We start from the raw sequence: 23986 nt of genomic DNA, 5'->3' as shown, positions 1-23986 counted from the left end.
CGGCGGTGTCTCCCACCCGCCCGCCCGGCACCCGGCGTCGAGTGGTGAGCGGGCCGCCCGTTACCTGGCGTCGAGCCGTGGGCGGGGCGGGGCGTTGCCTGCTGCGGGTGAACGGGTGGGCGGGTGGGAAAGCGTGTGGCGGCGGAAGCCGGGCGGTGTGCCTGGACACGGGGTGGCTCCGCCTCGCGTGCGGGGCGCGCGCCTGCGGGGCTCCCGTCGGCGCCGCCGGGGGCCCTGCCCCCGCGTGCGGGGCGCGCAGCCCCAGCCGCGCCCCCTCGGCCCCCGGCCACGCACCCCCACCACCCGCGGAGCGTCAGGTGCGGAGCATTCTGGCGATTGCCTTTGTCGCTTCCTCGACCTTCGCGTCGATTTCCGTGCCGCCCTTGACCGCCGCGTCGGCCACGCAGTGCCTCAGGTGCTCTTCCAGGAGCTGGAGGGCGAAGGATTGGAGGGCCTTCGTGCTCGCCGAGACCTGCGTGAGTATGTCGATGCAGTAGACGTCCTCCTCGACCATGCGCTGGAGGCCGCGGATCTGGCCCTCGATCCGGCGCAGGCGCTTGAGGTGTTCGTCCTTCTGTTTGTGGTACCCGTGCACGCCGTGCGCGTGGTCCGCGGGCTCGGAGGGCGCTTCGGCCGTCTCCGGTGTCACCGCTGCCGCGTCGGTGGTCGTCATCGCGTCCTCCTCCTGGAAAGGGGCATGGGGCATTACTGCTGATCCGTATACCCCTGGCGGGTATATATTAGCCGATTTCTCGGGGGGCGTGCTGATCACTGTGCCTGATGGGCGACACTGGGGGGCGGCCGGTTAGCCGTGGCCGGATGATGCGCCTAGCATCAGCCTGACCGCATCCAGAGCACCCCGAGGACCCCACGTGCGCTTTCGTCTGACCCCCAGGGAGACGAGCTTCTACGACATGTTCGCCGCATCCGCGGACAACATCGTCACGGGCTCGAAACTCCTCATGGAACTGCTCGGAGCGGATTCTTCCGCGCGGGCCGAGATCGCAGAGCGTATGCGGGCCGCGGAACACGCGGGAGACGACGCGACGCATGCGATCTTCCACCAGCTGAACTCCTCGTTCATCACGCCGTTCGACCGCGAGGACATCTACAACCTCGCGTCGTGCCTGGACGACATCATGGACTTCATGGAGGAGGCCGTCGACCTGGTCGTCCTCTATCAGGTCGAGGAACTCCCCAAGGGCGTCGAGCAGCAGATCGAGGTCCTCGCGCGGGCCGCCGAGCTGACCGCCGAGGCCATGCCGAATCTGCGGACCATGGACAACCTCACCGAGTACTGGATCGAGGTCAACCGCCTGGAGAACCAGGCCGACCAGATCCACCGCAAGCTCCTGGCCCAGCTCTTCAACGGCAAGTACGACGCCATCGAGGTGCTGAAGCTCAAGCAGATCGTGGATGTGCTGGAAGAGGCCGCCGACGCCTTCGAGCACGTGGCGAACACTGTGGAGACCATCGCGGTCAAGGAGTCCTGAACCCCGCCATGGACACCTTTGCTCTGATCGTGACCATCGGCGTCGCGCTCGGCTTCACGTACACGAACGGCTTTCACGACTCCGCGAACGCCATCGCCACCTCCGTCTCCACCCGTGCGCTGACGCCCCGCGCGGCGCTCGCCATGGCCGCGGTCATGAACCTCGCCGGCGCCTTCATGGGCAGCGGCGTCGCCAAGACCGTGAGCGAGGGGATCATCGAGACCCCGCACGGCGACAAGGGGATGTGGATTCTCTTCGCGGCGCTCATCGGCGCCATCGTGTGGAACCTCATCACCTGGTACTTCGGCCTGCCCTCGTCCTCCTCGCACGCCCTCTTCGGCGGCATGGTCGGCGCGGCGCTCGCGGGCGGCATCGGCGTCATCTGGTCCGGGGTCGTCGACAAGATCGTCATCCCGATGTTCCTGTCGCCGCTCGTCGGTCTCGCCATCGGCTACCTCGTGATGTGCGCGATCATGTGGATGTTCCGCAGGTCCAACCCGCACAAGGCCAAGCGCGGCTTCCGCATCGCGCAGACGGTCTCCGCGGCGGGCATGGCCCTCGGCCACGGCCTGCAGGACGCCCAGAAGACGATGGGCATCGTGGTGATGGCCCTGGTCATCTCCGACGTGCAGAGCGCCGACGCGCCCATCCCGATCTGGGTCAAGGTCGCCTGTGCGCTGATGCTCTCCGCCGGTACGTACGCGGGCGGCTGGCGCATCATGCGGACCCTCGGCCGCAAGATCATCGAGCTGGACCCGCCGCAGGGCTTCGCCGCCGAGACGACCGGCGCGGGCATCATGTTCACCACCGCGTTCATGTTCCACGCGCCGATCTCGACGACGCACGTGATCACTTCGGCGATCATGGGTGTGGGCGCCACGAAGCGGGTGAACGCGGTGCGGTGGGGTGTCGCCAAGAACATCATCCTGGGGTGGTTCATCACGATGCCGGCCGCTGCGCTGGTCGCCGCGGTCAGCTTCTGGATCGTGAACCTCGCGTTTCTGTAGCAGCGCGTACGGCAGTGCGTACGAAGGAAAGGCCCGCCCCCGGGAGCCAGGGGCGGGCCTTTCTTGTTGTCCCTGCGGTGGCACCGCCATGCAGCACCGCGGGGAGTATGGGGGGTGGCTCAGCCGAAGCGGCCCGAGATGTAGTCCTCGGTGGCCTGCACGGACGGGTTGGAGAAGATCCGCTCGGTGTCGTCGATCTCGACGAGCTTGCCGGGCTGGCCGACCGCCGAGAGGTTGAAGAAGGCCGTGCGGTCCGAGACGCGGGCCGCCTGCTGCATGTTGTGCGTGACGATGACGATCGTGAACCGTTCCTTCAGCTCACCGATCAGGTCCTCGATGGCAAGTGTCGAGATCGGGTCCAGGGCCGAGCAGGGCTCGTCCATGAGCAGCACCTGGGGCTCGACCGCGATGGCCCGCGCGATGCACAGGCGCTGCTGCTGGCCGCCGGAGAGGCCGGAGCCGGGCTTGTTCAGGCGGTCCTTGACCTCGTTCCAGAGGTTGGCGCCCTGGAGGGACTTCTCGACGATGTCGTTCAGCTCGGACTTCTTGTACGAGCCGTTGAGCCGCAGGCCCGCCGCGACGTTGTCGTAGATCGACATCGTGGGGAAGGGGTTGGGGCGCTGGAAGACCATGCCGATCGTGCGGCGCACGGACACGGGGTCCACGCCGCTGCCGTACAGGTCCTCGTCGTCCAGGAGGACCTTGCCCTCGACGCGGCCGCCGGGGGTGACCTCGTGCATGCGGTTCAGCGTGCGCAGGAACGTGGACTTGCCGCAGCCGGACGGGCCGATGAAGGCGGTCACCGAGCGGGGCTCCACGGTCATCGAGATGTCGTCGATCGCCTTGTGTGAGCCGTAGTAGGCGGTCAGGCCCGATACGTCGATTCGCTTGGCCATGGGGATCACTGCTTCTTTCGGGTTTCTTGCTACGAGGGTCGCTGATATGGCCGCTCAGCGGCCCGTCTTGGGGGCCTTCCAGCGGGCGATGCCGCGGGCCGCCAGGTTGAGGATCATGATGAAGCCGATGAGGGCGAGCGCCGCCGCCCAGGCGCGGTCGTACGACGCGTCGGTGCCTGCCGCGTACTGCTGGTAGACGTACAGCGGCAGGGAGGCCTGCGAGCCCTCGAAGGGGTTCGTGTTGATCAGGGGGTTGACCCAGACCAGGAGCAGGACCGGCGCGGTCTCGCCGGCGATGCGGGCCACCGAGAGCATGACGCCCGTGGTGATGCCGCCGATCGCGGTGGGCAGGACGACCTTGAGGATGGTCCGCCACTTCGGCACGCCGAGGGCGAGCGAGGCCTCGCGCAGCTCGTTCGGGACGAGCTTGAGCATCTCCTCGGTGGAGCGGACGATCACCGGCATCATCAGGATCGCGAGCGCCATGGCGCCGGCCCAGCCGGAGTAGCCGAAGCCGAGGATCAGAATCCAGAAGCTGAGGACGAACAGGCCCGCGACGATCGAGGGGATGCCGGTCATGACGTCCACGAAGAACGTGATGACCTTGGAGAGCTTCCCGCGCCCGTACTCGACGAGGTAGACCGCGGTGAGCAGGCCGATCGGCACGGCGATGACGGATGCCAGCAGAACCTGCTGGAGGGTGCCGATGAGGGCGTGGTAGATGCCGCCGCCCGTCTCCTCGTCGGAGAGGACACCCATGGAGTGGGTGAGGAAGTAGACGTCGAAGACCTTGATGCCGCGCTGGACGGTCTCGTAGATCAGCGAGGCCAGCGGGACGACGGCCAGCAGGAACATGACCCACACCAGCGAGGTGGCGAGGCGGTCCCTGGCCTGGCGGGTGCCCTCGACGGCGACCGCGAGGGCGTACGAGCCGGTGATGAAGAGCAGCGCGGCGATCAGGCCCCACTGGATGCGGCTGTGCAGGCCGGCGCCGAGGCCGATGCCGACGGCGACCGCGGCCGAGCCGAGCGCCACGGCGAGCGGGCTCCAGCGCGGAAGGGTGGCCGCCTTGAGCGTGGCGGGGCGCTCGACGAGCGGCCCGGTCGGGGTGGGTGTCGTGGTGCTCATGCGTTGGCCCCCGAGTACTCCTTGCGGCGCGCGATGATCAGGCGGGCCGCGCCGTTGACCAGCAGGGTGATGACGAACAGGACCAGGCCGGAGGCGATGAGCGCGTCCTGGCCGTACTCGCTGGCCTCGTTGAACTTGCTGGCGATGTTCTGCGCGAAGGTGCCGCCGCCGTAGTCGAGCACGGACGCGTTGATCAGGAAGGACGGGGAGAGCACGGTGGCGACGGCGATCGTCTCGCCGAGCGCGCGGCCGAGGCCCAGCATCGAGGCGGAGATGATGCCGGAGCGGCCGAAGGGGAGCACCGACATGCGGATGACCTCCCAGCGCGTGGCGCCGAGGGCCAGCGCGGCCTCCTCGTGCATCTTCGGGACCTGGAGGAAGACCTCGCGGCTGACGTTGGTGATGATCGGCAGGATCATGATCGCGAGGAGGATGCCGACGGTCATCAGGGAGCGCGGGGCGCCGCCGTTGTACTCGAAGACGCCGGTCCAGCCGAAGTAGTCGTCGAGCCAGCTGTAGAGGCCGGTGAGGTTGGGTGCGACCACGAGGGCGCCCCACAGGCCGTACACGATCGAGGGCACGGCGGCCAGCAGGTCGATCACGTAGGCGATGGGGGTGGCCAGCTTGCGCGGCGCGTAGTGCGAGATGAAGAGCGCGATGCCGATGGCGACGGGGACGGCGATCAGCAGGGCGATCACCGAGCTGACCACGGTGCCGAAGACCAGGACGGCGATGCCGAAGTAGGGCTTGCCGCCCGTGGAGCTGCCGGCCGGGTCCCACTCGAAGGTGGTGAGGAAGTTGCCCGTGTTGTCGGCGAGCGCCAGGGCCGTGCGGTAGGTGAGGAACGCCGCGATGGCGGCCATGATCGCCAGGAGCGCGATGCCGGAGCCCCGGGAGAAGCCGAGGAAGATCCGGTCGCCGGGCCGGGTGGCACCGCGGGCGGCGGCCTTGTCCACGGGGGCGACGGGCTGCACGTCGTCGACGGGTGGTCGGGCGGTCGTCTTGCTTGATATGTCCATGGGGTTCTCCGGTCTGCGGAGCTGCCGCGCGTGTACTGCGGGCGCTCCGTGGCGGCGGTGCACCGGACGGTGCGGCCGGCCCGGTCCTGCCGGACCGGCCGCACTCGGTTCAGCTAGCTCAGGCCCGCGACGGTGGAGCGGACCTTGGAGATGATCTCGGCCGGGATCGGCGCGTAGTCGTTCTCCTTGAGGACGTTCTGGCCGTCCTCACTGGCGATGTAGGTGAGGAAGGACTTGGTGGCGGGGAGCGTCTCGGCCTTGTTGCCCTTCTCGCAGACGATCTCGTACGTCACCAGGGTGATCGGGTAGGCGCCCTCGGCGGTGGGCTTGTAGTTCAGCTCCAGGGAGAGGTCCTTGCCCTTGCCGACGACCTTGGCCTCGGCGATCGCCTTGGAGGCGTTGTCGACGGTGGCCTTCACCGGCTCCTTGGCCTGCGTCTTCAGGTCGACGGTCTTGATGCCTTCGCCCGCGTAGGACAGCTCGAAGTAGGAGATGGCGCCCGCGGTCTGCTTGACCTGGCTCGCGACACCGGCGGAGCCGTTCGCGGACTGGCCGCCCTTGGGCTCCCACGACTTGCCCGGCTCGTACGGCCAGGCGGCGGGGGCGGCGCCCTTGAGGTACTTGGTGAAGTTGTCCGTGGTGCCGGACTCGTCGGAGCGGTGGAAGGCCTGGATCTTCGTCTTGGGGAGCTTGGCGTCGGGGTTGAGCTTCGCGATCGCCTTGTCGTCCCAGGTCTTGATCTTGTCGTTGAAGATGTCGGCGAGGGTCTTGGCGTCCAGGGTCAGCTCGTCGACGCCCGGGACGTTGTAACCGACGGCGATGGGGCCGCCGACCATCGGCAGGCCGATGGCCTGGCTGTTGCTGCAGACCTTCTTCGACTTCTCGATCTCTTCGGGCTTCAGCGCCGAGTCGGAACCGGCGAACGCCGTCTGACCCTGGAGGAACGCGGTGATGCCGGCGCCCGAGCCCGTCGGGTTGTAGTTCAGCTGCACGTCCTTGCAGTTGGTCGTGTAGACCTTCCGCCAGGCGTCGATCGCGTTCTTCTGCGCGGATGAACCGGAGGCCGCGAGCTGGCCCTTGGCCTCGTCGCACTTGATGTTGGCGTTGGCGGTGGTCTCCTTGCCGCCGTCGCCCGAGCCGCTGGTGTCGTCGGAGCCGCACGCCGTGAGGGCCAGGGCGCCGGAGACGGCGAGGGCGCCGAGGGAGAGGGCGCGGAGCCGGTTCTTGCGCTGAAGCTTCACTTTCGGATTTTCCTTCCGGGAGCCGCCGGCCCTGTGCTGGCGGCGTGCGAGGTCTGTCTGTTGCGACGAGTTCGTCTGTAAGGCCGAAATTAGGCAGGACAGGTGAAGCGGCTTGTGGGCACGAGTGAACGGCGGGTGAACCTCGGCGGTCGGCCTGGTTAGGCCTTCCGGCACGGAAAGTATTCGCTCGACTACACCAAGTTATGCATGCTGAGCAGAGCGTCGACCAACTCGCGGTCCCGCGGGCGGGTGAGCCGCTCGCGGGCGGCGGCGGGGGCGAGCCACAGGATGCGGTCGACCTCGCGGTGGGGCGTGAAGTGACCGGTGGTCGCCTCGGCCGCCCAGTAGTCGACGCGCTTGGGGCGGCCGTGCGCGAGGTAGCGGGCGGTGGGCAGCCGGTCGCCCGGTACGCAGCGGTGGCCCGTCTCCTCCTCGACCTCCCGCAGGGCGGCGGCCAAGGGCGTCTCGCCGGGCTTCAGCTTGCCCTTGGGGTGCGACCAGTCGTCGTACTTGGGGCGGTGGACGAGGCAGATCTCCGGCCGGCCGTCGGCCGGGGAGCGGCGCCACAGGACGCAGCCGGCGGCGAGGACGGTGTCGTCACCGCCGGGTGCGTCCTGGGGCGCCTCGTACGTCATGCCGTGCTCACCGTCTCGTGCTGCCAGGCCCGCTGGAAGGCGAAGCGCGCCGCCTCGACCTCGTGGCGCTGGTCGGCGTGGAGCACGCCGAGGGCGTACGCCGTGGCCGGGGCGATGCGCGGGGTGCGGGCGGCCTGTGCGGCGGCCGTCGCGGCGGCCGCGGCCTCGCGGTGGACGTTCAGGGCGTGGCTCGCGTCCCGGAGGCGGGGCTCCAGGGAGGCGGGGCCCTCGACGACCTCCTGGGCGTAGCGGTACAGGCGCAGCAGGGAGCGGACCTTCAGCCAGGGGGCGTCCTGGGCGTCGGGCGCGGACTCCGCGGCGTGCAGGCCGTGCGCCAGGGCCTCGGCGTTGTACGGATGGCCCGCCCGGCCCAGCGGCAGGGCCTCCACCGCTTCGGCGAGGTCGGCCTCCGCGGTGGCCGCCAGCTGCTCAAGGCTGGGCGTGGCGCCGCTGAAGGGGACCTCGCTGGCCAGCAGCGCGATGCTGTCCGCCACGGCGTGGAAGCGGGAGGAGCCGAGGGCTTGGAGGGCGGTGGAGTGGGCGCGGGTGCGGGCGAGGGTGAGCTGGCGTTCGAGGAGGGCGGCGGCTTTGGCTGCGCCTACGGTGAGGGTGCGGGTGGTTCCGCCCGGGTCACCGGCACCCGGCAGGTGGTGCTGTGCCCACCCTTCCCCGGGCTCTCGGCTCCGCTCGAGCAGGGGACGCCCCAATCGCCCTGCGGAACGCCTGCCCACAGCGGTGGTGGTGGCGGCCTCCAGGGGAGGTGTCGGGCTCGGTACCGATGGAGGCCCCGAGAGGCGGTGCAGGGCGTCCAGGAGCCGGGTCAGGCGGGTCGCGTGGGCGTGCTCCTGGGCCAGCGTGCCCGAGAGCCACGCCAGCTCCGGGCGCAGGGCCGCCGACCACTGGGGGTCCAGGAGCGGGCGGAACGTGTGCAGGGCCGCGCCGATGCGGCGGGCCGCCCGGCGCAGGGCGCGGGCCGCCTCCAGGGACTCCTCGGCGCCCTGCGCGTCCGTCGTGGACTCGCGGTGCAGCCGCAGCGAGCGGAGGAACTCCGTGGCCTGGTCCTGGAGGTGGACCGCCAGGGCCTCCCCCGTGGCCTCCGCCGCCGTACCCGTACCCGTACCCGTCATCTCATGGTGTTGCTGTGCCACGCCGGCGCCTCCGGGCGTCTATGAGCATCTCCTGAACGTTGCGCAGGGGCTGGCCGTCCTGGTCCACCGAGTGGCGGGTCCAGTTGCCGTCCGCGCCCAGGTGCCAGGAGGCGGTGGTATCCGACATGCCGGTCTCCAGGAGCCGGCTGAGGGCCGTGCGGTGCGCCGGGTCCTGGACCCGGACCAGCGCCTCGATACGGCGGTCGAGATTGCGGTGCATCATGTCGGCGCTGCCTATCCACACTTCCGGTTCGCCGCCATTGCCGAAGGCGAAGACGCGGGAGTGCTCCAGGAAGCGGCCGAGGACGGAGCGTACGCGGATGTTCTCCGAGAGCCCCGCGACGCCCGGCCGCACCGCGCAGATGCCGCGCACCCACACGTCCACCTCGACGCCCGCCTGCGAGGCGCGGTAGAGGGAGTCGATGACCGCCTCGTCGACCATCGAGTTGACCTTGATGCGGACGTAGGCGGGGCGGCCCGCGCGGTGGTGCTGGATCTCCTTGTCGATGCGCGAGACGAGCCCGTCGCGCAGGGACCTGGGGGCCACGAGCAGGCGGCGGAAGGTCTCGCGGCGCGAGTAGCCGGAGAGGCGGTTGAAGAGGTCGGAGAGGTCCGCGCCGACCTCCGCGTTGGAGGTGAGCAGCCCGAGATCCTCGTACAGGCGTGCGGTCTTGGGGTGGTAGTTGCCGGTGCCCACGTGCGAGTAGCGGACGAGGGTGTCGCCCTCCTGGCGTACGACGAGGGAGAGCTTGCAGTGCGTCTTCAGGCCGACGATGCCGTAGACGACGTGGCAGCCCGCCTCCTCCAGCTTGCGCGCCCACTTGATGTTGGCCTGCTCGTCGAAGCGGGCCTTGATCTCGACGAGGACGAGGACCTGCTTGCCGGACTCGGCCGCGTCGATGAGCGCGTCGACTATGGGGGAGTCGCCCGAGGTGCGGTACAGCGTCTGCTTGATCGCGAGGACGTCCGGGTCGGCGGCCGCCTGCTCCAGGAACGCCTGCACGGAGGTGGAGAACGAGTCGTACGGGTGGTGCAGGAGTACGTCGCGTTCGCGAAGGGCGGCGAAGATGTCGGGCGCGGACGCCGACTCGACCTCGGCGAGGTCGCGGTGGGTGCCCGCCACGAACTTGGGGTACTTCAGCTCGGGCCGGTCCAGCTTGGCGATGCTGAAGAGGCCGGTGAGGTCGAGCGGGCCCGGCAGCGGATAGACCTCGGCCTCGCTGATCTTCAGCTCGCGCACCAGCAGGCTCAGCACGTTCGGGGCGATGGACTCCTCGACCTCCAGGCGCACCGGGGGCCCGAAGCGGCGCCGCATCAGCTCCTTCTCCAGGGCCTGGAGGAGGTTCTCGGCGTCGTCCTCCTCGACCTCCAGGTCCTCGTTCCTGGTGAGCCGGAACATGTGGTGCTCCTGGATCTCCATGCCCGGGAACAGCTCCTGGAGGTGCGCGGGAGCGGCGATGACGTCCTCTATGGGGACGTACCGCTGGGGGGAGGCCTCCAGGAAGCGGGAGAGCAGTGGCGGGACCTTCACGCGTGCGAAGTGCTGGTGTCCTGAGACCGGGTTGCGGACGACGACGGCGAGGTTGAGCGAGAGCCCCGAGATGTACGGGAAGGGGTGCGCGGGGTCCACGGCCAGCGGGGTGAGCACGGGGAAGATCTGCTGCCGGAAGAGCGTGAAGAGCCGGGACTGCTCCTTCTCGGTCAGCTCGTGCCAGCGGACCAGCTGGATGCCCTCGTCGGCGAGGCCGGGCGCGACGTCGTCGTGGTAGCAGGCGGCGTGCCGGGCCATCAGCTCGCGGGAGCGGTTCCAGATGAGTTCGAGGACCTCGCGGGGCTGGAGGCCGGAGGCGGAGCGGGTGGCGACGCCGGTCGCGATGCGGCGCTTGAGGCCGGCCACGCGGACCATGAAGAACTCGTCCAGGTTCGAGGCGAAGATCGCGAGGAAGTTCGCCCGTTCGAGGAGGGGGGTGTGGGGGTCTTCGGCGAGTTCCAGCACTCGTTCGTTGAACGCGAGCCAGCTGCGCTCCCGGTCCAGGAACCGGCCCTGCGGCAGCTCGACGCCATCGTGCCCGACCTGGGCGTCCTCGTCGTACGCGTCGAGGTCGGCGTCCAGGTCGGGGGCGAGGTCGGAGATGGTGGCGGCGATGGTGTGCGGCCTGTGCGCGGCGATGGAACCGACGGAAGGCTGGGCGTGCTGGACCTGTCCCTGCGTGTTCTGCTGGCTCATGAAGCCATTGTTCCGCGTGGGCACGCCGATGGGCGCGTCGGAGAGCGCGGGAGCGAGGTGACGCTTCCCGTTCTCCGGGGGCGGGTCGGGCGCGGCGGGCTGCATTGAGCGAGCGTCGCAAGCTTGTCTGAATCAGTGGTTACGGCGACATGACGTGCGGGACATCGACCGGAGACCCCCGGGCGTCTTCACGGTGGGGGCCTCCGGTGATCGTACGGTGCAGGCCGCCCGGCGGCGCAGGAGGCGGAAGGCGGCGTAGGTGGCGGCCGCCGCGAGGGCGAGCACGATGCCGGTCTCGATCAACTGGGTGTACCAGAAGTGGGATCGGGGGTGGTAGTCCATGTACCAGCCGGTGATGGTGGTGTCGGCGGGGCAGGCCGCGCCGGTCTGGGGCTTCGGGAGGCACTCGTACTCCTGGAAGCGGACACCGGCGGCGTTGGTGACGCCCTGGCCCATGCTGAAGGAGCCGTACGGGAACCGGGTGGGGAAGCTGTTCTCCTCGGTGGCGGGCCCGGTGGCGGTGTCCACCGGCAGCAGGTGCCAGCGGACGTTGCCGAGGTTCCACAGGAGGAGGCCGGTGACGGCGCCCGCGGCGGCCATCGCGAGCAGGGTGCGGCGCACGGCGAGCCCGATGAGGGTGCCGAGGGCCACGGCGAGCAGGGAGTAGGCGACGAGGACGGGGCCGGTCGCCTCGTAGACGCCCCGGTCGGCCCAGTGGAGGTTCCAACGGCCGGCGATCATGCCGGACTCCCCGAGCCGGAGCGCCGCCATGAGGACGAGCGTCCCGGCCACGGCGAACGCGGCGGCCGTGGTCAGCTTGGCGGCCAGCCAGCGCGCGGGGGAGACGGACTGCGTCCAGGAGAGCTTGTGGACGCCGCTCTCCAGCTCGCGCGCCACCAGCGGGCCCGCGACGAAGGCGCCGATGAGCAGGGGGACCAGGAGCAGGCCCAGGGGCCGAGTACAAGGTCGCGGATCTGGGTGAGACCGAGTGCGCGGCGGGGCGGTCCAGTTACGGGCAGGCCCGGCGGGGCCGGGTCCGGTTCTCGATGTGCCTCACCGAGGTCGCGGCGAAGTAGCGGGACATGACGGAGGGCGCGGTGATCCCCAAGGGGCCACCGCGCCCTCCGTCACGCCCTACGCGCTCACGTCTCCGTGCGGTACATCAGATCCGTCTCGTACGTCACGAAGCCGAGTCGTTCGTAGACGCTCACGGCCGCCTTGTTGTCCGCGTCCACGTACAGCATCGCGGTCGGCAGGCCGGAGGCCGCGAGGTGGCGCAGGCCCGTCGTGGTCAGGGCCTTGCCGAGGCCGCCGCCCTGGGAGCCGGGGCGCACGCCCACGACGTAGACCTCGCCGAGGCGCTCCTCGGCGTGCACCTTCGTCCAGTGGAAGCCGACCAGTTCGCCGTCGCTCTCGCGCTCGGCGAGGAAGAAGCCCGCCGGGTCGAACCACGGCTCGGCCTTGCGGTCGTCCAGGTCGCGCTGGGTCAGGGAGCCCTGCTCCGGGTGGTGCGCGAAGGCCTCGGCGTTCACCGCGAGCCAGGCCGCGTCGTCCTGCCCGGGCACGAACGTACGGATGGTCACCCCGGCCGGAAGGACCGGTTCCGGCAGGTTCAGGTCCGCCAACGGGCGGCGCATCTGGCGCAGTTCGCGGAAGAGCGCCAGGCCGAGCACCTGCGCCAGGTGGCGGGCGGCGGAGTGCCCGCCGTGCGCCCACACGCGAAGCCGCCGCCCGGACTCGCCGAGCAGCGCGGTGCCGAGCGCCCGGCCGTGGCCGCGCCCCCGGTGCGAGGGGTGCACGACCAGCTCGGCGGCGGGGGCCTCCACGGGGTCGGTGTCCTCCAACTGCGCGTACCCGATGAGCCGGTGGTCGACGCTGAGCAGCAGATGCCGTACGCCTTCCCGTTCGCCGCCGCGCAATTGCAGCCGCCCCTGCTCGGAGACCGCCTGCTGTCCGTCGGCGCGGGCGGCCTCGGCGAGCAGCGCGAGCACGGCGTCGGCCTGCGCCGAGGTCAGTGCGGTGAAGGTGTCGATCTTCCGGAGGGTGGCGGGAGCCGCGGCGGGCCGGTCGTCAGTCATGGGACGAGAGTACGGCGGCGGGGCCCTCGGGCGGCCGGGTGCGGGTCAGGACATCGGGGGATGTGCCCGTATCGCCCCCGATGGCAACCGCCTCGTAACCCGTGACCCCCTGTTGCGCTACGCGCGTTGACCCTAGGCTGCGCACGGCGGTATCGCCTCCCAGTCGTCGTCTCACATCACCCTCAGGGGGACACGTGTCAGCCACACCCCAGCCACGCAGACCCGGACGCCGCGCCACGCGCGTGCTCGCCGCGGCCGCCTCGCTCGCCACGCTCGGCGCGCTGGCCGCCGCGCTCCCCGCCAGCGCGGGGCAGGACCACGCGGACGGGGGCGAGGGCGGCAAGAAGCGCACGGTGGACGTGCAGCTGCTGTCGTTCAACGACTTCCACGGGAACCTCCAGCCGCCCGCCGGCTCGTCCGGCCAGGTGACGGAGAAGCAGCACGACGGGAGTGAGAAGAAGATCGACGCCGGTGGTGTCGAGTACCTCGCGACCTCCCTGCGCACCGCCCGCAAGGCCCATCCCTACAGCGTCACCGCGGCCGCCGGTGACCTGATCGGCGCCAGCCCGCTGCTCTCCGGTCTCTTCCACGACGAGCCCACGATCCAGGCGATGAACAAGCTGGACCTGGACGTCACGAGCGTCGGCAATCACGAGTTCGACGAGGGCGCCAAGGAACTGGCCCGCATGCAGAACGGCGGCTGCCACCCCAAGGACGGCTGCTTCGAGAAGGACAAGAAGGGCAAGCCCAAGAAGTTCGAGGGCGCCGACTACCCCTACCTCGCCGCGAATGTCACGAACGAGAAGACCGGCAAGCCCATCCTGAAGCCCTACTGGGTGTGGAAGCACAAGGGCGTGAAGGTCGGCTTCATCGGCGTCACGCTCGAAGGCACCCCGGACATCGTCTCGGCCGAGGGCATCAAGGGCCTGAAGTTCCACGACGAGATCAAGACGGTCAACAAGTACGCCAAGATCCTCGACAAGCAGGGCGTGAAGTCCATCGTCACGCTCATCCACGAGGGCGGCTCCCCCGCGAGCCAGACGTACAACTACGACTGCGACTCGCCGGGCGCGGGCGACGGCATCTCCGGGCCCATCACCGCCATCGCCAAGGGCATCACGCCCAAGGTCGACGCGCTGGTCACCGGGCACACCCACGCCGCGTACGTCTGTACGATCCCCGACCCGTCGGGCAAGCCCCGCATGGTGACCTCGGCGTCGTCCTACGGCAAGCTCTACACGGACACCACGCTCACGTACGACCGCAGGACCAAGGACATCGTGCGCACGAGCGTGAAGTCCGCGAACCACGTGGTCAGCCGGGCGCAGGCCAAGGCGCCGGACATGACCTCGCTGATCAACCGCTGGGACAAGCTGGCCGCGCCCATCGCCAACCGGCCCGTCGGCTACATCTCCGCCGACATCCCCGGCCGCGGCGCCGGCGTCCCCGAGTCCCCGCTCGGCGACCTCATCGCGGACGCGCAGCTCGCCCACGCCAAGTCCCTCGACCCCGAGGCCGACCTGGCGCTGATGAACCCCGGCGGCATCCGTTCCGACCTCGTCCACAAGGCGAGCGGCAGCGAGGGCGACGGCGTCGTCACGTACGGCGAGGCGTTCACCGTGCAGCCCTTCAGCAACACCGTGAACCTCGTGGACCTGACCGGCGCTCAGCTCGTCACCGCGCTCAAGCAGCAGGTCAGCGGGGCCAACGAGGCCTCCCCGAAGATCCTTCAGGTGTCGGACGGTCTGACGTACACGCTCGACCTGACGAAGAGCGGCGCGGACCGTGTCGTCACCGACTCCATCAAGCTGAACGGCAAGGCCCTCGACCCGGCGGCCACCTACCGCGTCGCCCTGAACGCCTTCCTCGCGGGCGGCGGTGACGGCCTGCCGGAGCTGGGCAAGGGGACGAAGCCGCTCGTCGGCGCCGACGACCTGAAGGCGTTCAACGACTATCTGGCCGCCAACTCCTCGGCGGACAAGCCGATCGCGCCGCCGAAGGCGGACCGGATCACGATCGTGAAGTAGCGCTCACTTCGGCGCCTACTGGAGGTAAGGCTTGGGGTGGGGTGTGAACGTATGGTGAGATCATCTGATGCGTTCCCCCCACCGCATAACCCCACAGCCACCTCCGGACGACCTCTCCAGCACCCCCCACAAGCCCTACCGCAACCCGTACGACGAGCTGGCAGCCCTCGCGCCGAATCCGCTGGAGGAGTTCCTCCAGGAGGAGAAGCCGGCCGATGACGCGGACGACGCCCCGTGGACCCCGCCCAACCACCGCCGCGGCAGGCGCCGCAGGGGCCGCAGCCGGGACCGGGGCCGCGCCCGCCGCCGCTTCGCCGGGCTGCCGCTCGCCGCGAAAGCCCTGGTCGCCGTCGGCGTCGCCACCGCGTTCCTCGCCCTCGGTGACCGCTGGGCCCTGCTCTACGCCGAGCACGAGGCCGCGGAGAAGATCGAGCAGCAGATGGACCTGAGCGCGGCGCCCGAGGTCGACATCGAAGGGTTCCCGTTCCTCACCCAGGTCCTCGACAAGCGCCTGGAGCGGGTCGAGGTGACCGTCCCGGACGTCGCCGCCGACCGCGTCTCGCTCGCCAAGGTCTCCGCGACCGCCACGGACGTCACAATCCTCGGCGACGGGCCGACGTCCATCAAGGGCGCCCGCATCGGCGCGATGCACGGCGAAGTGCTCCTCTCCTTCGAGGACCTCAACCGCGAACTGGGCGCCTCCCAGGTCACGTTCACCGGCCGCGGCCGTGACGAGGTTCTCGCGCGCGGCACGCTGCCCGTCGCGGGCCACGACCTGAAGGTGCGCGCCGACGCCCGCATCCAGCGCAACGGCGAGCGCGGCATCTCCACCGACATCGGCGGCATGAGCCTGCAGCTGGGCGACCTGGCGACGTACCGCCCCGGCACGCGCGAGAAGGAGGGCCTGCACCTGTCGCGCAGCTCGGCCGACCGCGTGGCCAAGGAGGCGGCCAAGGCGAAGGCCCTGCTGTCCGTGCCCGCGATCGTGAAGCGGCTCGGCGTCCCCGACGCGATGGTGCGCGAGGCCCTCAAGAGCGACGCCAAGCTGGCCGACCTCACCGGTTCACCGCGCTTCGTGCGCGACGTGATGGGCCTGAACCTCATCGACGTGGCCATGGGCCACCCCGAGCTGCTCAAGAAGCTCGGCCTGGACCCCGCCCTCCTCAAGGGCCTCGCCCAGCTCACCCGCCCCGCCCTGGCCGACCGCCTCACCCTCGCCTTCCAGCTGCCGAAGCTGCCGGGCCCGGGGACGGTGGCGCTCCAGGACGTGACGGTGGAGAAGGAGGGCATACGGGTGCGGCTGACGGGGGCGGGGCTGGGCTTCGGCCAGTAACGCCCCCCTGAGGCCACTGCCTGACTTCCTGGGTCACTGCCCGGCTCCTGAGGTCACTGCCCGGCTCCTGAGGTCACTGCCCGGTTTCGAGGGCGGCGCGCCACGCCGGGCTGTCCACGTAGTGGTTGTCGTACTGCTCGGAGGAGTCCTTGATCTCCTGCGGGCTCGCCTCGCCCCGCATCACGCGGCCCAGCAGGCGGAGGTAGTCGAAGCGCGGCATGCCGGGCGTGAAGACGAACAGGACGTCGGCCTCGGCCCCCGGGGCCGCGGCGAAGGCGTGCGGGGTGTGCGGCGGCACGAGCAGGAAGTCGCCCTGCTCCAGCAGCTTCACCTCGTCGTCGACGAGCACCTGGAGGGCGCCGCCGATGACGAAGAACAGCTCCGAGGCCTTGGTGTGGAAGTGGGCGGGGGCGCCCACGGCCCCCTTGGCGAAGGTCGAGCGGTAACTGGTGACCGAGCTGCCGTCGGTGCCGCAGTCGGCGAGCAGGGTCATGACGCTGCTCGGGTCACTGGTGGTCTCGGCGGTGGCGGCGCGGGTCAGAACCGGCTTGAGAGTGCTGGCGTTCATGGTCGTTCTCCCTGCTCCGGGCGGTGGTCCCGGGTTCCCCCGTGGCCTTGTGAGTACGACTCTAGGCGCTCGATTGCCCCGCGCTGTGGTGCAGTTGAGTACCGAAAGAGTGGGTCAATTGCCCAGGGCGAGCCGCCTGCCATGGAAGCGGGAGCGCAGCCTCCGGTCGTGGCTGACGATCACCAGGGTGCCCCGGAAGCCGGCGAGCGCCGCCTCCAGGTCCTCCACCAGGGCCGGGGCCATGTGGTTGGTCGGCTCGTCGAGGAGCAGCAGGTCCAGGGGGCGGGAGACCAGCCCGGCCAGTTCGAGGCGGCGCCGCTGGCCCACGGAGAGGTCCCGCACGGGCCGGGTGACGTCCTCCTCCCGGAAGAGCCCCAGGCCCAGCAGCTCGTCCCGCCGCTCCGCGCCGAAGAGCGCCAGCACGGAACGTCCCTCGCGCCACAGGGAGTTGTCCTGCCGCAGGAAGCCGACGCGATCGGGGCGCCGGACGTGACCGCTGTCGGGCGCCACCTCCCCGGCGAGGAGCCCCAGCAGCGTCGACTTGCCCGCCCCGTTGGGCCCGGTGACGAGCAGCCGCTCCCCGGCGTCGAGCCGCAGAGTCCCGCCCAGGCGCAGGCGCCCCGCCACGCGTACGTCGGTCAGCTCGACAGCGCCCGCCGCCTCCCCCTCGATCCCCGCCGTGAGACGCAGGGGCCGCGGGGGCGGCGGGACGGGGTTCTCGGTGAGGCGCTGCAACCGTTCGCGCGCGTTGCGGATGCGGCCCATCGCGCCGTGCGCCCGCGACCTCGCGCGGAACGCGCCCGCGCCGCTGAAGGCGCTCGGTGCCTTGCGGGGGATCGCGGCGAGCAGCCCGATGTTCGACTCGGCGAGCGCGGAGTGGCGGGCGACCTCCGCGCACCACGTCTCGTACTCCCGTTCGTGGCGGGCGCGTTGGGCCGCCTTGGCGGTCAGGTATCCGGCGTAGCCGTTGCCGTAGCGCCGTACGGTGCGGGCGTCGCCGTCCACCTCCAGGATCGTCGTGGTGACCCGGTCCAGGAAGGCCCGGTCGTGCGTGACGGCGACGACCGTGCCGCGGTGGGCGCGCAGCCGGTCCTCCAGCCAGCGCACGGCCTCGTCGTCCAGGTCGTTCGTCGGCTCGTCGAGGAGCAGCAGCTCGGGGGCGGACGCGAGGGTTCCGGCGAGTGCGAGGCGGGAGCGCTGCCCGCCGGAGAGCGTGCCGAGCGGCCGTGCGCGGTCCAGGGGCGTCCGCTCGCCGAGGTGGCGCAGCGTGACGTCGACGCGCCGGTCGGCGTCGTGCCCGCCGCGCGCCTCGAAGGCGGCGACGAGGGCGGCGTAGCGGTCGTACGCCGCCGCGTCCGCGCCCTCCAACTCCGCCTCGGCGGCCCGGATGCGCCGCTCCAGGCAGCGCAGTTCGGCGAGGGCGAGATCGACGGCGTCGCCCACGGTCGCCGTGTCCGGCAGGTCGAGCGTCTGGGCCAGGTAACCGGTGCCGCCGGGGGCGCTGACGGTGACCGTGCCGTTGTCGGGCGCCTCCCGCCCGGCGATCAGCCGCAGCAGGGTGGACTTGCCCGAGCCGTTGTCCCCGATGACGCCGGCTCGCTCGCCGGGGCGGACGGTGAGGGAGACGCGGTCGAGGACCACGTGGTCGTCGTAGCGCTTGGTGAGGTGGGCGAGGGTGAGCTGGGAGGGGGAGAGGGCAGGGGTGGCGGCTGCTGGGAACAAGTAGGTCCTTCGGCTGGGGAACGGGGGTCGTCAGGATCGGCACCGACAGAGACGATACGAACCGTCTCGCCGACGCCCACGACTGTAGCGCGCCACCCCGCCCACGGCAAGACGCTCCGTCTCGCCAATCAGTGCCCGGTCGGGCTCAGGGCAGCTGACTCGGCGGCGGAGTCGCCGCCCCCGGCAGCCGGACCGAGGCCACCGTGCCGCCCCCGTCCGCCGCCCTCAGCGTCACCTCGCCGCCCGACTGCCGCACCGTGCGGGCCACGATCGACAGGCCCAGACCCGAACCCGGCAGGCTGCGGGCCGACGGGGAGCGCCAGAAGCGGTCGAAGACGTGCGGGAGTTCCTCGGCGGGGATGCCGGGGCCGTGGTCGCGCACCGTCAGTTCGCCCGCCCGCAGGGCCACCTCGACGGCCGAGCCCGGCGGGCCGAACTTCACCGCGTTGTCCAGGAGGTTGACCACGGCGCGCTCCAGGGCGGCCGGTTCCGCGCGGACGTACCAGGGGGAGAGGTCCGCCGTGAAGGTCAGCTCGGGGCCGCGCAGCCGGGCCCGGTCCAGGGCCGCTTCGACGATGTCGTGCAGGGCGATGACCTGCACCTTGGCGCCGCCGTGCCCCGCGTCGGGCCGGGACAGCTCCTGGAGGTCCCCGATCAGCGCGGCCAGTTCCGTCATCTGCGCCTTGACGGAGGCGAGCAGCGCCCTGCGGTCGTCGGGCGGGATGGCCCGGCCGGTGTCCTCGCTGCGGACCAGCAGTTCGATGTTGGTGCGCAACGAGGTGAGCGGGGTGCGCAGCTCGTGGCCCGCGTCCGCGATCAGCTGCTGCTGGAGGTCGCGGGAGGAGGCCAGCGAGGCGGTCATGGAGTTGAAGGACTCCGACAGGCGGGCGATCTCGTCGTCGCCCTCGACGGGGATGCGGAGGTCCAGATCCTCGGTGCGGGCCACGTGCTCCACGGCCTCGGTGAGGCGGTCCACCGGGCGCAGACCGGTACGGGCCACCCAGAGGCCGGCCGCGCCCGCGCCGAGGATGCCGACACCGCCCACCACGGAGAGCAGCAGGGTGAGGTTGTCGAGCGTGTCGTGGACCTCGCTGAGGGGGCGGGCCAGGGAGACGGCGTACGGGGTGCCGTCCAGCGGGTAGGTGAGCACGCGGTACTCGGTGCCGTCGGAGGCGGTGGCGTCGTGGAAGGCGGAGGGCGCCTCACGGCGGGCGACCTCGGTGTCGGCCTGCTTCAAACCGAGGCTCTGCTTGCCGAGGACGACACAGCTGCCGCCGGTCTGGTCGACCACCTGCGCGATCTGTTCGAGCAGGTTCGGCGACGCGTTGTTCTGCTCGACGATCGTCTGGCGGCACCGGCCGTCTCCGTCGATCATGTCCCGCACCCAGGAATCGCGGAGGCGGTTCTCGTTCAGCGAGTCGTCCAGCGAATCCACCAGCGCGTCCCGCACCACGAACCAGCACACCGCCGCCGCCATGGCCACCGCCACCGCCACGGCCGTGGCGACCAGCAGCGCCAGCCGGGACCGCAGCGGCAGCCCCCGGAACCGCCGTACGAGGCCGCTCACTCGCCGCCCCGCAGCACGTACCCCACGCCCCGCACCGTGTGCACGAGGCGCGGTTCACCGGCCGCCTCCGTCTTGCGGCGCAGGTACATCACGTACACGTCCAGGGAGTTGGAGGACGGCTCGAAGTCGAAGCCCCAGACGGCCTTGAGGATCTGTTCGCGGGTCAGGACCTGCCGGGGGTGGGCCAGGAACATCTCCAGCAGGGTGAATTCGGTCCGGGTCAGTTCCACCGTCCGCCCGCCCCGCGTGACCTCGCGCGTCGCCAGGTCCATCCGCAGGTCGGCGAAGGCCAGGACGTCGCCCTCCTCGGCCCGCCCCGCCCCGGCGGCGTACGAACTGCGCCTGAGCAGCGCCCGGATGCGGGCGAACAGCTCGTCCAGCTCGAAGGGCTTGACCAGGTAGTCGTCGGCGCCCGCGTCCAGCCCCGTGACGCGGTCGCCGACGGTGTCGCGCGCGGTGAGCATCAGGATCGGAGTGGTCGACCCGGCGGCGCGGAGCCTGCGGGCGGCGGTGAGGCCGTCCATGCGGGGCATCTGGATGTCGAGCACGACGAGGTCGGGGCGGTGGGCCGCGGCCTTCTCCAGGGCGTCGGCGCCGTCGACGGCGACCTCGGTGCCGTACCCCTCGAAGGCGAGACTGCGCCGCAGTGCCTCCCGCACGGCGGGTTCGTCGTCCACGATCAGGATGCGCTGCTGCTCGCGGTCACCGGTGCGGTCGCCTTCGGCGGGGTTCATGGGCTTCGGACTTCCTCGGGAAAGGGGTGGAACGGGCCGGTATCAGCCTCGCACGCGGGGCGTGTTCCCGGCCCCCGTCAGCTCTGCGAGCCCGAGCGCAGCTTGCCGAGGTCGTCCTTGACCGTGTCGATGGGGATGGCGAAGCCGAGGCCGACGCTGCCGGAGGCCGCGTCGCCGCCGCCCTGGGCCGACGAACTGGGCGCGTACATCGCGGAGTTGATGCCGATGATGTTGCCGTTCATGTCGATGAGGGCACCGCCGGAGTTGCCGGGGTTGAGCGAGGCGTCGGTCTGGAGCGCCTTGTACGTGGTCTTCGACGACCCGGTGTCGCCGTTGAACTCCTGCCCGCCGAACTCGAACGGCCAGCCGCCCCGCGGACTCTGCGGCCGCTCCTGGCCCTCGCCGGTGGAGACGGTGACGTCCCGGTCGAGCGCGGAGACGATGCCGCTGGTGACGGTGCCGGTCAGGCCCTCGGGGGAGCCGATGGCCACGACCTGGTCGCCGACCTTCACCTGGTCGGAGTCGCCGAGCGTCGCCGGCTTGAGCCCGGAGGCGCCCTTCAGCTGGATGAGCGCGAGGTCCTTCTTGCTGTCGGTGCCGACGACCTCGGCGTCGTACGTCTTCCCGTCGTTCGTCCGCACCTTGATGGAGGTGGCGCCCGCGATGACGTGGTTGTTGGTGATGATCTCGCCGTCGCTTCTGGTGATGACCCCGGAGCCGGTCGACTTGCCCTGGCCGGTGGCGGCGCTGATCTCGACGATGCTGGGGCTGACCGCTTCGGCGACCCCGGAGACGGTGCCCTTCTTGCCGGCCGGCACCACGTTCGTGCTGGTGGCGGAGGTGGTGGCGCCCGGTTCGGTCAGTGTCTGCACGGCGTACGCGGTGCCGCCGCCCACGGCCGCCGCCGCGATGGCGACGGCGGTGAGCAGGGCCGCCGGACCTTTGGCCCGGCGCCGGCGCGGGGCGGGCCCGTGAGGTGCCTCCGGCGCGTAGGCGGGCGGAGGCGGGAAGCCGCCCCGCGTACCGCCGTGGTGCACAGGCGCTGACGACTGCTGCTGGGGGTACTCGCCGCTGTGGCGGAAGGTCTCGGTCATGTCATCGACAGTGACCGGCGTACATGAGAACTGCCTGAGTACGTCCTGAGAAGCCCGGCAGAAGTGCGTATGCCCGTTGTAAAGCCCGTCCCGGTGGACGCTCAGTGGCAGCCGCAGGACCGGCGTACGACCAGCCGCGAGGGGAACTGCTTCAGCCGCTCGCGGCGCGAACCGGCGACCCGCAGCCCGTCGTCCAGGACCAGGTCCACGGCCGCGCGGGCCATCGCGGGGCGGTCGGAGGCCACGGTCGTCAGCGGCGGGTCGGTGAGGCCCGCCTCCTTGACGTCGTCGAAGCCGGCGACCGCCAGCTCCCCGGGCACGTCGATGCGCAGCTCGCGCGCGGCCCGCAGCACCCCGATGGCCTGGTCGTCCGTCGAGCAGAAGATGGCGGTGGGCCGGTCGGGCCCGGCGAGCAGCTCCAGTCCCACCTCGTACGCGTCGTAGCGGTTGTACGGCGCTTCGAAGAGACGCCCCTCCACCGACCGCCCGGCCTCCCGCATCGCGCGCCGCCAGCCCTCGACGTGGTCGGAGACGGGGTCGCCGACGGTCGGGGTCTCGGCCATGCCGCCGAGGCAGGCGACGTACTCGTGGCCGTGTTCGAGGAGGTGGCGGGTGGCGAGCTGCGCGCCGCCCACGTCGTCCGTGACGACCGCGACGTCGTCGATGGCCTCGGGCCGCTCGTGCAGCAGCACCACGCGCGCGTCCCAGGCGTCTATCTCGGCGGCGGCCTGGTCGGTCAGGCCGTGGCTGACGAGGATGAGGCCGGAGACCCGCATGCCGAGGAAGGCGCGCAGGTAGTGGGTCTCGCGCTCCTCCACATAGTCGGAGTTGCCGACGAGGACCATCTTCCCGCGCTCGGACGCGGCCTGTTCGACGGCGTGCGTCATCTCCGCGAAGAACGGCTGGCGCGCGTCCGGCACGATCATGCCTATGAGGTCCGTGCGCCGGGACGCCATGGCCTGCGCGACCCGGTCCGGGCGGTAGCCCAGCTCCTTGATCGCGGCGAGTACCCGCTCGCGCGTGGCCGGGGCGACCGGCCGGGGTCCGTTGTTGATGACATAACTGACGACCGCGGTCGAAGTACCCGCCAGTCGCGCCACATCGTCCCGCGTCACCTTGGCCACGCGCGCAGTCTACGCGGATGGACCTACTGCCCCGCAGACCGTGCGGCGGCTTCCTCGGCGCGGGGCGCCGCGGCCTGTCCGGCCTTGGGCTTCGCCGCCTTCGCCTTCTCCTCCTCGGCCGCCCGCTCGACCTTCTCCGGCACCACGAAGCGGTAACCGACATTCCGGACGGTGCCGATGAGCGACTCGTGCTCGACGCCGAGCTTGGCGCGCAGCCGCCGCACATGGACGTCGACCGTGCGGGTGCCGCCGAAGTAGTCGTAGCCCCAGACCTCTTGGAGCAGCTGGGCGCGGGTGAAGACCCGGCCCGGGTGCTGCGCCAGGTACTTGAGCAGCTCGAACTCCTTGAAGGTCAGGTCGAGGACCCGGCCCTTGAGCTTCGCGCTGTACGTCGCCTCGTCCACGGAGAGATCGCCGTTGCGGATCTCCATGGGGGAGTCGTCGGAGGTGATCTGCTGGCGGCCCATCGCGAGCCGCAGCCGCGCCTCGACCTCGGCAGGACCGGCCGTGTCGAGGAGTACGTCGTCGATGCCCCAGTCCGCGGTGACGGCCGCGAGACCGCCCTCGGTGACCACGAGGACCAGCGGACAGCCGGGCCCGGTGGAGCGCAGCAGCTGGCAGAGGCTGCGCACCTGCGGGAGGTCGCGGCGCCCGTCGATCAGGATGACGTCGGCACCGGGGGTGTCGACGAGGGCGGGCCCCTCCGCCGGGGCGACGCGCACGTTGTGCAGGAGCAGGCCGAGGGCGGGGAGCACCTCCGTCGACGGCTGGAGGGCATTGGTCAGGAGCAGCAGAGAGCTCATCGCGCCCCACCTGCCCGGGTCGTCCTGCGGTCGTCGTGCACGTTTCGCTCGCCCATAACGTCGGTTCCTCCTCGGTCCCTGCGAGGACGTTTACGGCACTGCTCGGTACGGATGCTGCTGCGATTCCGGGGGCCCGCGCCCC

Annotated in this window: 21 protein-coding genes; 4 read left to right on the top strand and 17 right to left on the bottom strand. The window is 71.0% G+C overall.

What is annotated here, in order from left to right; genetic code table 11:
* Nucleotides 1-313: 313 nt before the first annotated feature.
* Nucleotides 314-673: a metal-sensitive transcriptional regulator gene (locus J2N69_RS17270; protein ID WP_127910381.1), complete on the bottom strand. Its 360-nt coding sequence runs from the start codon at nt 671-673 to the stop codon at nt 314-316.
* 199 nt (nt 674-872) lie between these two features.
* Between J2N69_RS17270 and J2N69_RS17265 the strand changes: the two genes are divergently transcribed.
* Together J2N69_RS17265 and J2N69_RS17260 are read left to right on the top strand one after the other, a co-directional pair.
* Nucleotides 873-1493 carry a DUF47 domain-containing protein gene (locus tag J2N69_RS17265; protein WP_127910382.1) on the top strand — a complete coding sequence of 207 codons (621 nt, stop codon included), beginning with the start codon at nt 873-875 and terminating at the stop codon, nt 1491-1493.
* An 8-nt stretch (nt 1494-1501) separates the two neighbouring features.
* Nucleotides 1502-2500, top strand: coding sequence for an inorganic phosphate transporter (locus J2N69_RS17260; protein WP_127910383.1), 999 nt, complete (start codon nt 1502-1504; stop codon nt 2498-2500).
* A 119-nt stretch (nt 2501-2619) separates the two neighbouring features.
* On the opposite strand, the gene pstB is transcribed toward J2N69_RS17260, so the two are convergent.
* The 9 genes from pstB to mshD all read right to left on the bottom strand — a co-directional run bounded on the left by pstB (nt 2620) and on the right by mshD (nt 12872).
* Nucleotides 2620-3396 (bottom strand): phosphate ABC transporter ATP-binding protein PstB, encoded by a 777-nt coding sequence (gene pstB / locus J2N69_RS17255; RefSeq protein ID WP_230901587.1) that lies wholly within the window; start codon nt 3394-3396, stop codon nt 2620-2622.
* A 54-nt stretch (nt 3397-3450) separates the two neighbouring features.
* Nucleotides 3451-4524, bottom strand: coding sequence for a phosphate ABC transporter permease PstA (pstA, locus tag J2N69_RS17250; protein WP_230901586.1), 1074 nt, complete (start codon nt 4522-4524; stop codon nt 3451-3453).
* Entirely contained in the window at nt 4521-5543 is a 1023-nt protein-coding gene (gene pstC / locus J2N69_RS17245) for a phosphate ABC transporter permease subunit PstC (protein WP_127910387.1), read from the bottom strand. The genes pstA and pstC overlap by 4 nt, the downstream gene beginning before the upstream one ends.
* A 113-nt stretch (nt 5544-5656) precedes the next feature.
* Complete coding sequence (pstS, locus tag J2N69_RS17240; RefSeq protein ID WP_230901585.1) at nt 5657-6784, bottom strand: phosphate ABC transporter substrate-binding protein PstS; 1128 nt, start codon at nt 6782-6784, stop codon at nt 5657-5659.
* Nucleotides 6785-6975: 191 nt separating this feature from the next.
* Nucleotides 6976-7419, bottom strand: a complete 444-nt coding sequence (locus tag J2N69_RS17235) for an NUDIX hydrolase (RefSeq protein WP_230901584.1) — start codon at nt 7417-7419, stop codon at nt 6976-6978.
* A complete protein-coding gene (locus J2N69_RS17230; protein ID WP_408056743.1) occupies nt 7416-8567 on the bottom strand; it encodes a CHAD domain-containing protein in 1152 nt (383 codons plus the stop codon). The genes J2N69_RS17235 and J2N69_RS17230 overlap by 4 nt, the downstream gene beginning before the upstream one ends.
* The gene (locus J2N69_RS17225) at nt 8548-10899 is read right to left on the bottom strand and encodes an RNA degradosome polyphosphate kinase (protein WP_391941340.1); all 2352 of its coding nucleotides are present in this window, start codon (nt 10897-10899) and stop codon (nt 8548-8550) included. Before J2N69_RS17225 ends, J2N69_RS17230 begins: the two co-directional genes overlap by 20 nt.
* A 27-nt stretch (nt 10900-10926) precedes the next feature.
* The gene (locus J2N69_RS17220) at nt 10927-11691 is read right to left on the bottom strand and encodes an ABC transporter permease (protein ID WP_230901582.1); all 765 of its coding nucleotides are present in this window, start codon (nt 11689-11691) and stop codon (nt 10927-10929) included.
* 245 nt (nt 11692-11936) lie between these two features.
* Complete coding sequence (gene mshD, locus J2N69_RS17215) at nt 11937-12872, bottom strand: mycothiol synthase (protein ID WP_230901581.1); 936 nt, start codon at nt 12870-12872, stop codon at nt 11937-11939.
* 194 nt (nt 12873-13066) lie between these two features.
* Between mshD and J2N69_RS17210 the strand changes: the two genes are divergently transcribed.
* Together J2N69_RS17210 and J2N69_RS17205 are read left to right on the top strand one after the other, a co-directional pair.
* A complete protein-coding gene (locus J2N69_RS17210; RefSeq protein ID WP_230901580.1) occupies nt 13067-14899 on the top strand; it encodes a bifunctional metallophosphatase/5'-nucleotidase in 1833 nt (610 codons plus the stop codon).
* Nucleotides 14900-14966: 67 nt separating this feature from the next.
* Nucleotides 14967-16232, top strand: a complete 1266-nt coding sequence (locus J2N69_RS17205) for an LmeA family phospholipid-binding protein (RefSeq protein WP_230901579.1) — start codon at nt 14967-14969, stop codon at nt 16230-16232.
* 73 nt (nt 16233-16305) lie between these two features.
* Here the strand turns inward: J2N69_RS17205 and J2N69_RS17200 are convergent, their stop codons facing one another.
* From J2N69_RS17200 to J2N69_RS17170, 7 genes are all read right to left on the bottom strand, one after another.
* Nucleotides 16306-16800 carry a cupin domain-containing protein gene (locus J2N69_RS17200; RefSeq protein WP_230901578.1) on the bottom strand — a complete coding sequence of 165 codons (495 nt, stop codon included), beginning with the start codon at nt 16798-16800 and terminating at the stop codon, nt 16306-16308.
* Between the two features lie 114 nt (nt 16801-16914).
* Nucleotides 16915-18522 (bottom strand): ribosomal protection-like ABC-F family protein, encoded by a 1608-nt coding sequence (gene abc-f / locus J2N69_RS17195; protein ID WP_230901577.1) that lies wholly within the window; start codon nt 18520-18522, stop codon nt 16915-16917.
* A gap of 145 nt (nt 18523-18667) precedes the next feature.
* Nucleotides 18668-20089, bottom strand: a complete 1422-nt coding sequence (locus J2N69_RS17190; protein ID WP_230901576.1) for a HAMP domain-containing sensor histidine kinase — start codon at nt 20087-20089, stop codon at nt 18668-18670.
* A complete protein-coding gene (locus J2N69_RS17185; RefSeq protein WP_230901575.1) occupies nt 20086-20823 on the bottom strand; it encodes a response regulator transcription factor in 738 nt (245 codons plus the stop codon). The genes J2N69_RS17190 and J2N69_RS17185 overlap by 4 nt, the downstream gene beginning before the upstream one ends.
* A 77-nt stretch (nt 20824-20900) precedes the next feature.
* Entirely contained in the window at nt 20901-21917 is a 1017-nt protein-coding gene (locus J2N69_RS17180) for a S1C family serine protease (protein WP_230901574.1), read from the bottom strand.
* 101 nt (nt 21918-22018) lie between these two features.
* Nucleotides 22019-23041, bottom strand: a complete 1023-nt coding sequence (locus J2N69_RS17175) for a LacI family DNA-binding transcriptional regulator (protein WP_127910404.1) — start codon at nt 23039-23041, stop codon at nt 22019-22021.
* 23 nt (nt 23042-23064) lie between these two features.
* Nucleotides 23065-23844 carry a response regulator transcription factor gene (locus J2N69_RS17170; RefSeq protein WP_230901573.1) on the bottom strand — a complete coding sequence of 260 codons (780 nt, stop codon included), beginning with the start codon at nt 23842-23844 and terminating at the stop codon, nt 23065-23067.
* Nucleotides 23845-23986: the final 142 nt, after the last annotated feature.

Source organism: Streptomyces huasconensis (assembly GCF_021028635.1).
Lineage (GTDB): Bacteria > Actinomycetota > Actinomycetes > Streptomycetales > Streptomycetaceae > Streptomyces > Streptomyces huasconensis.
The sequence above is the reverse complement of the archived record's forward strand: the minus strand, read 5'-3'. Positions and strand labels throughout refer to the sequence as shown.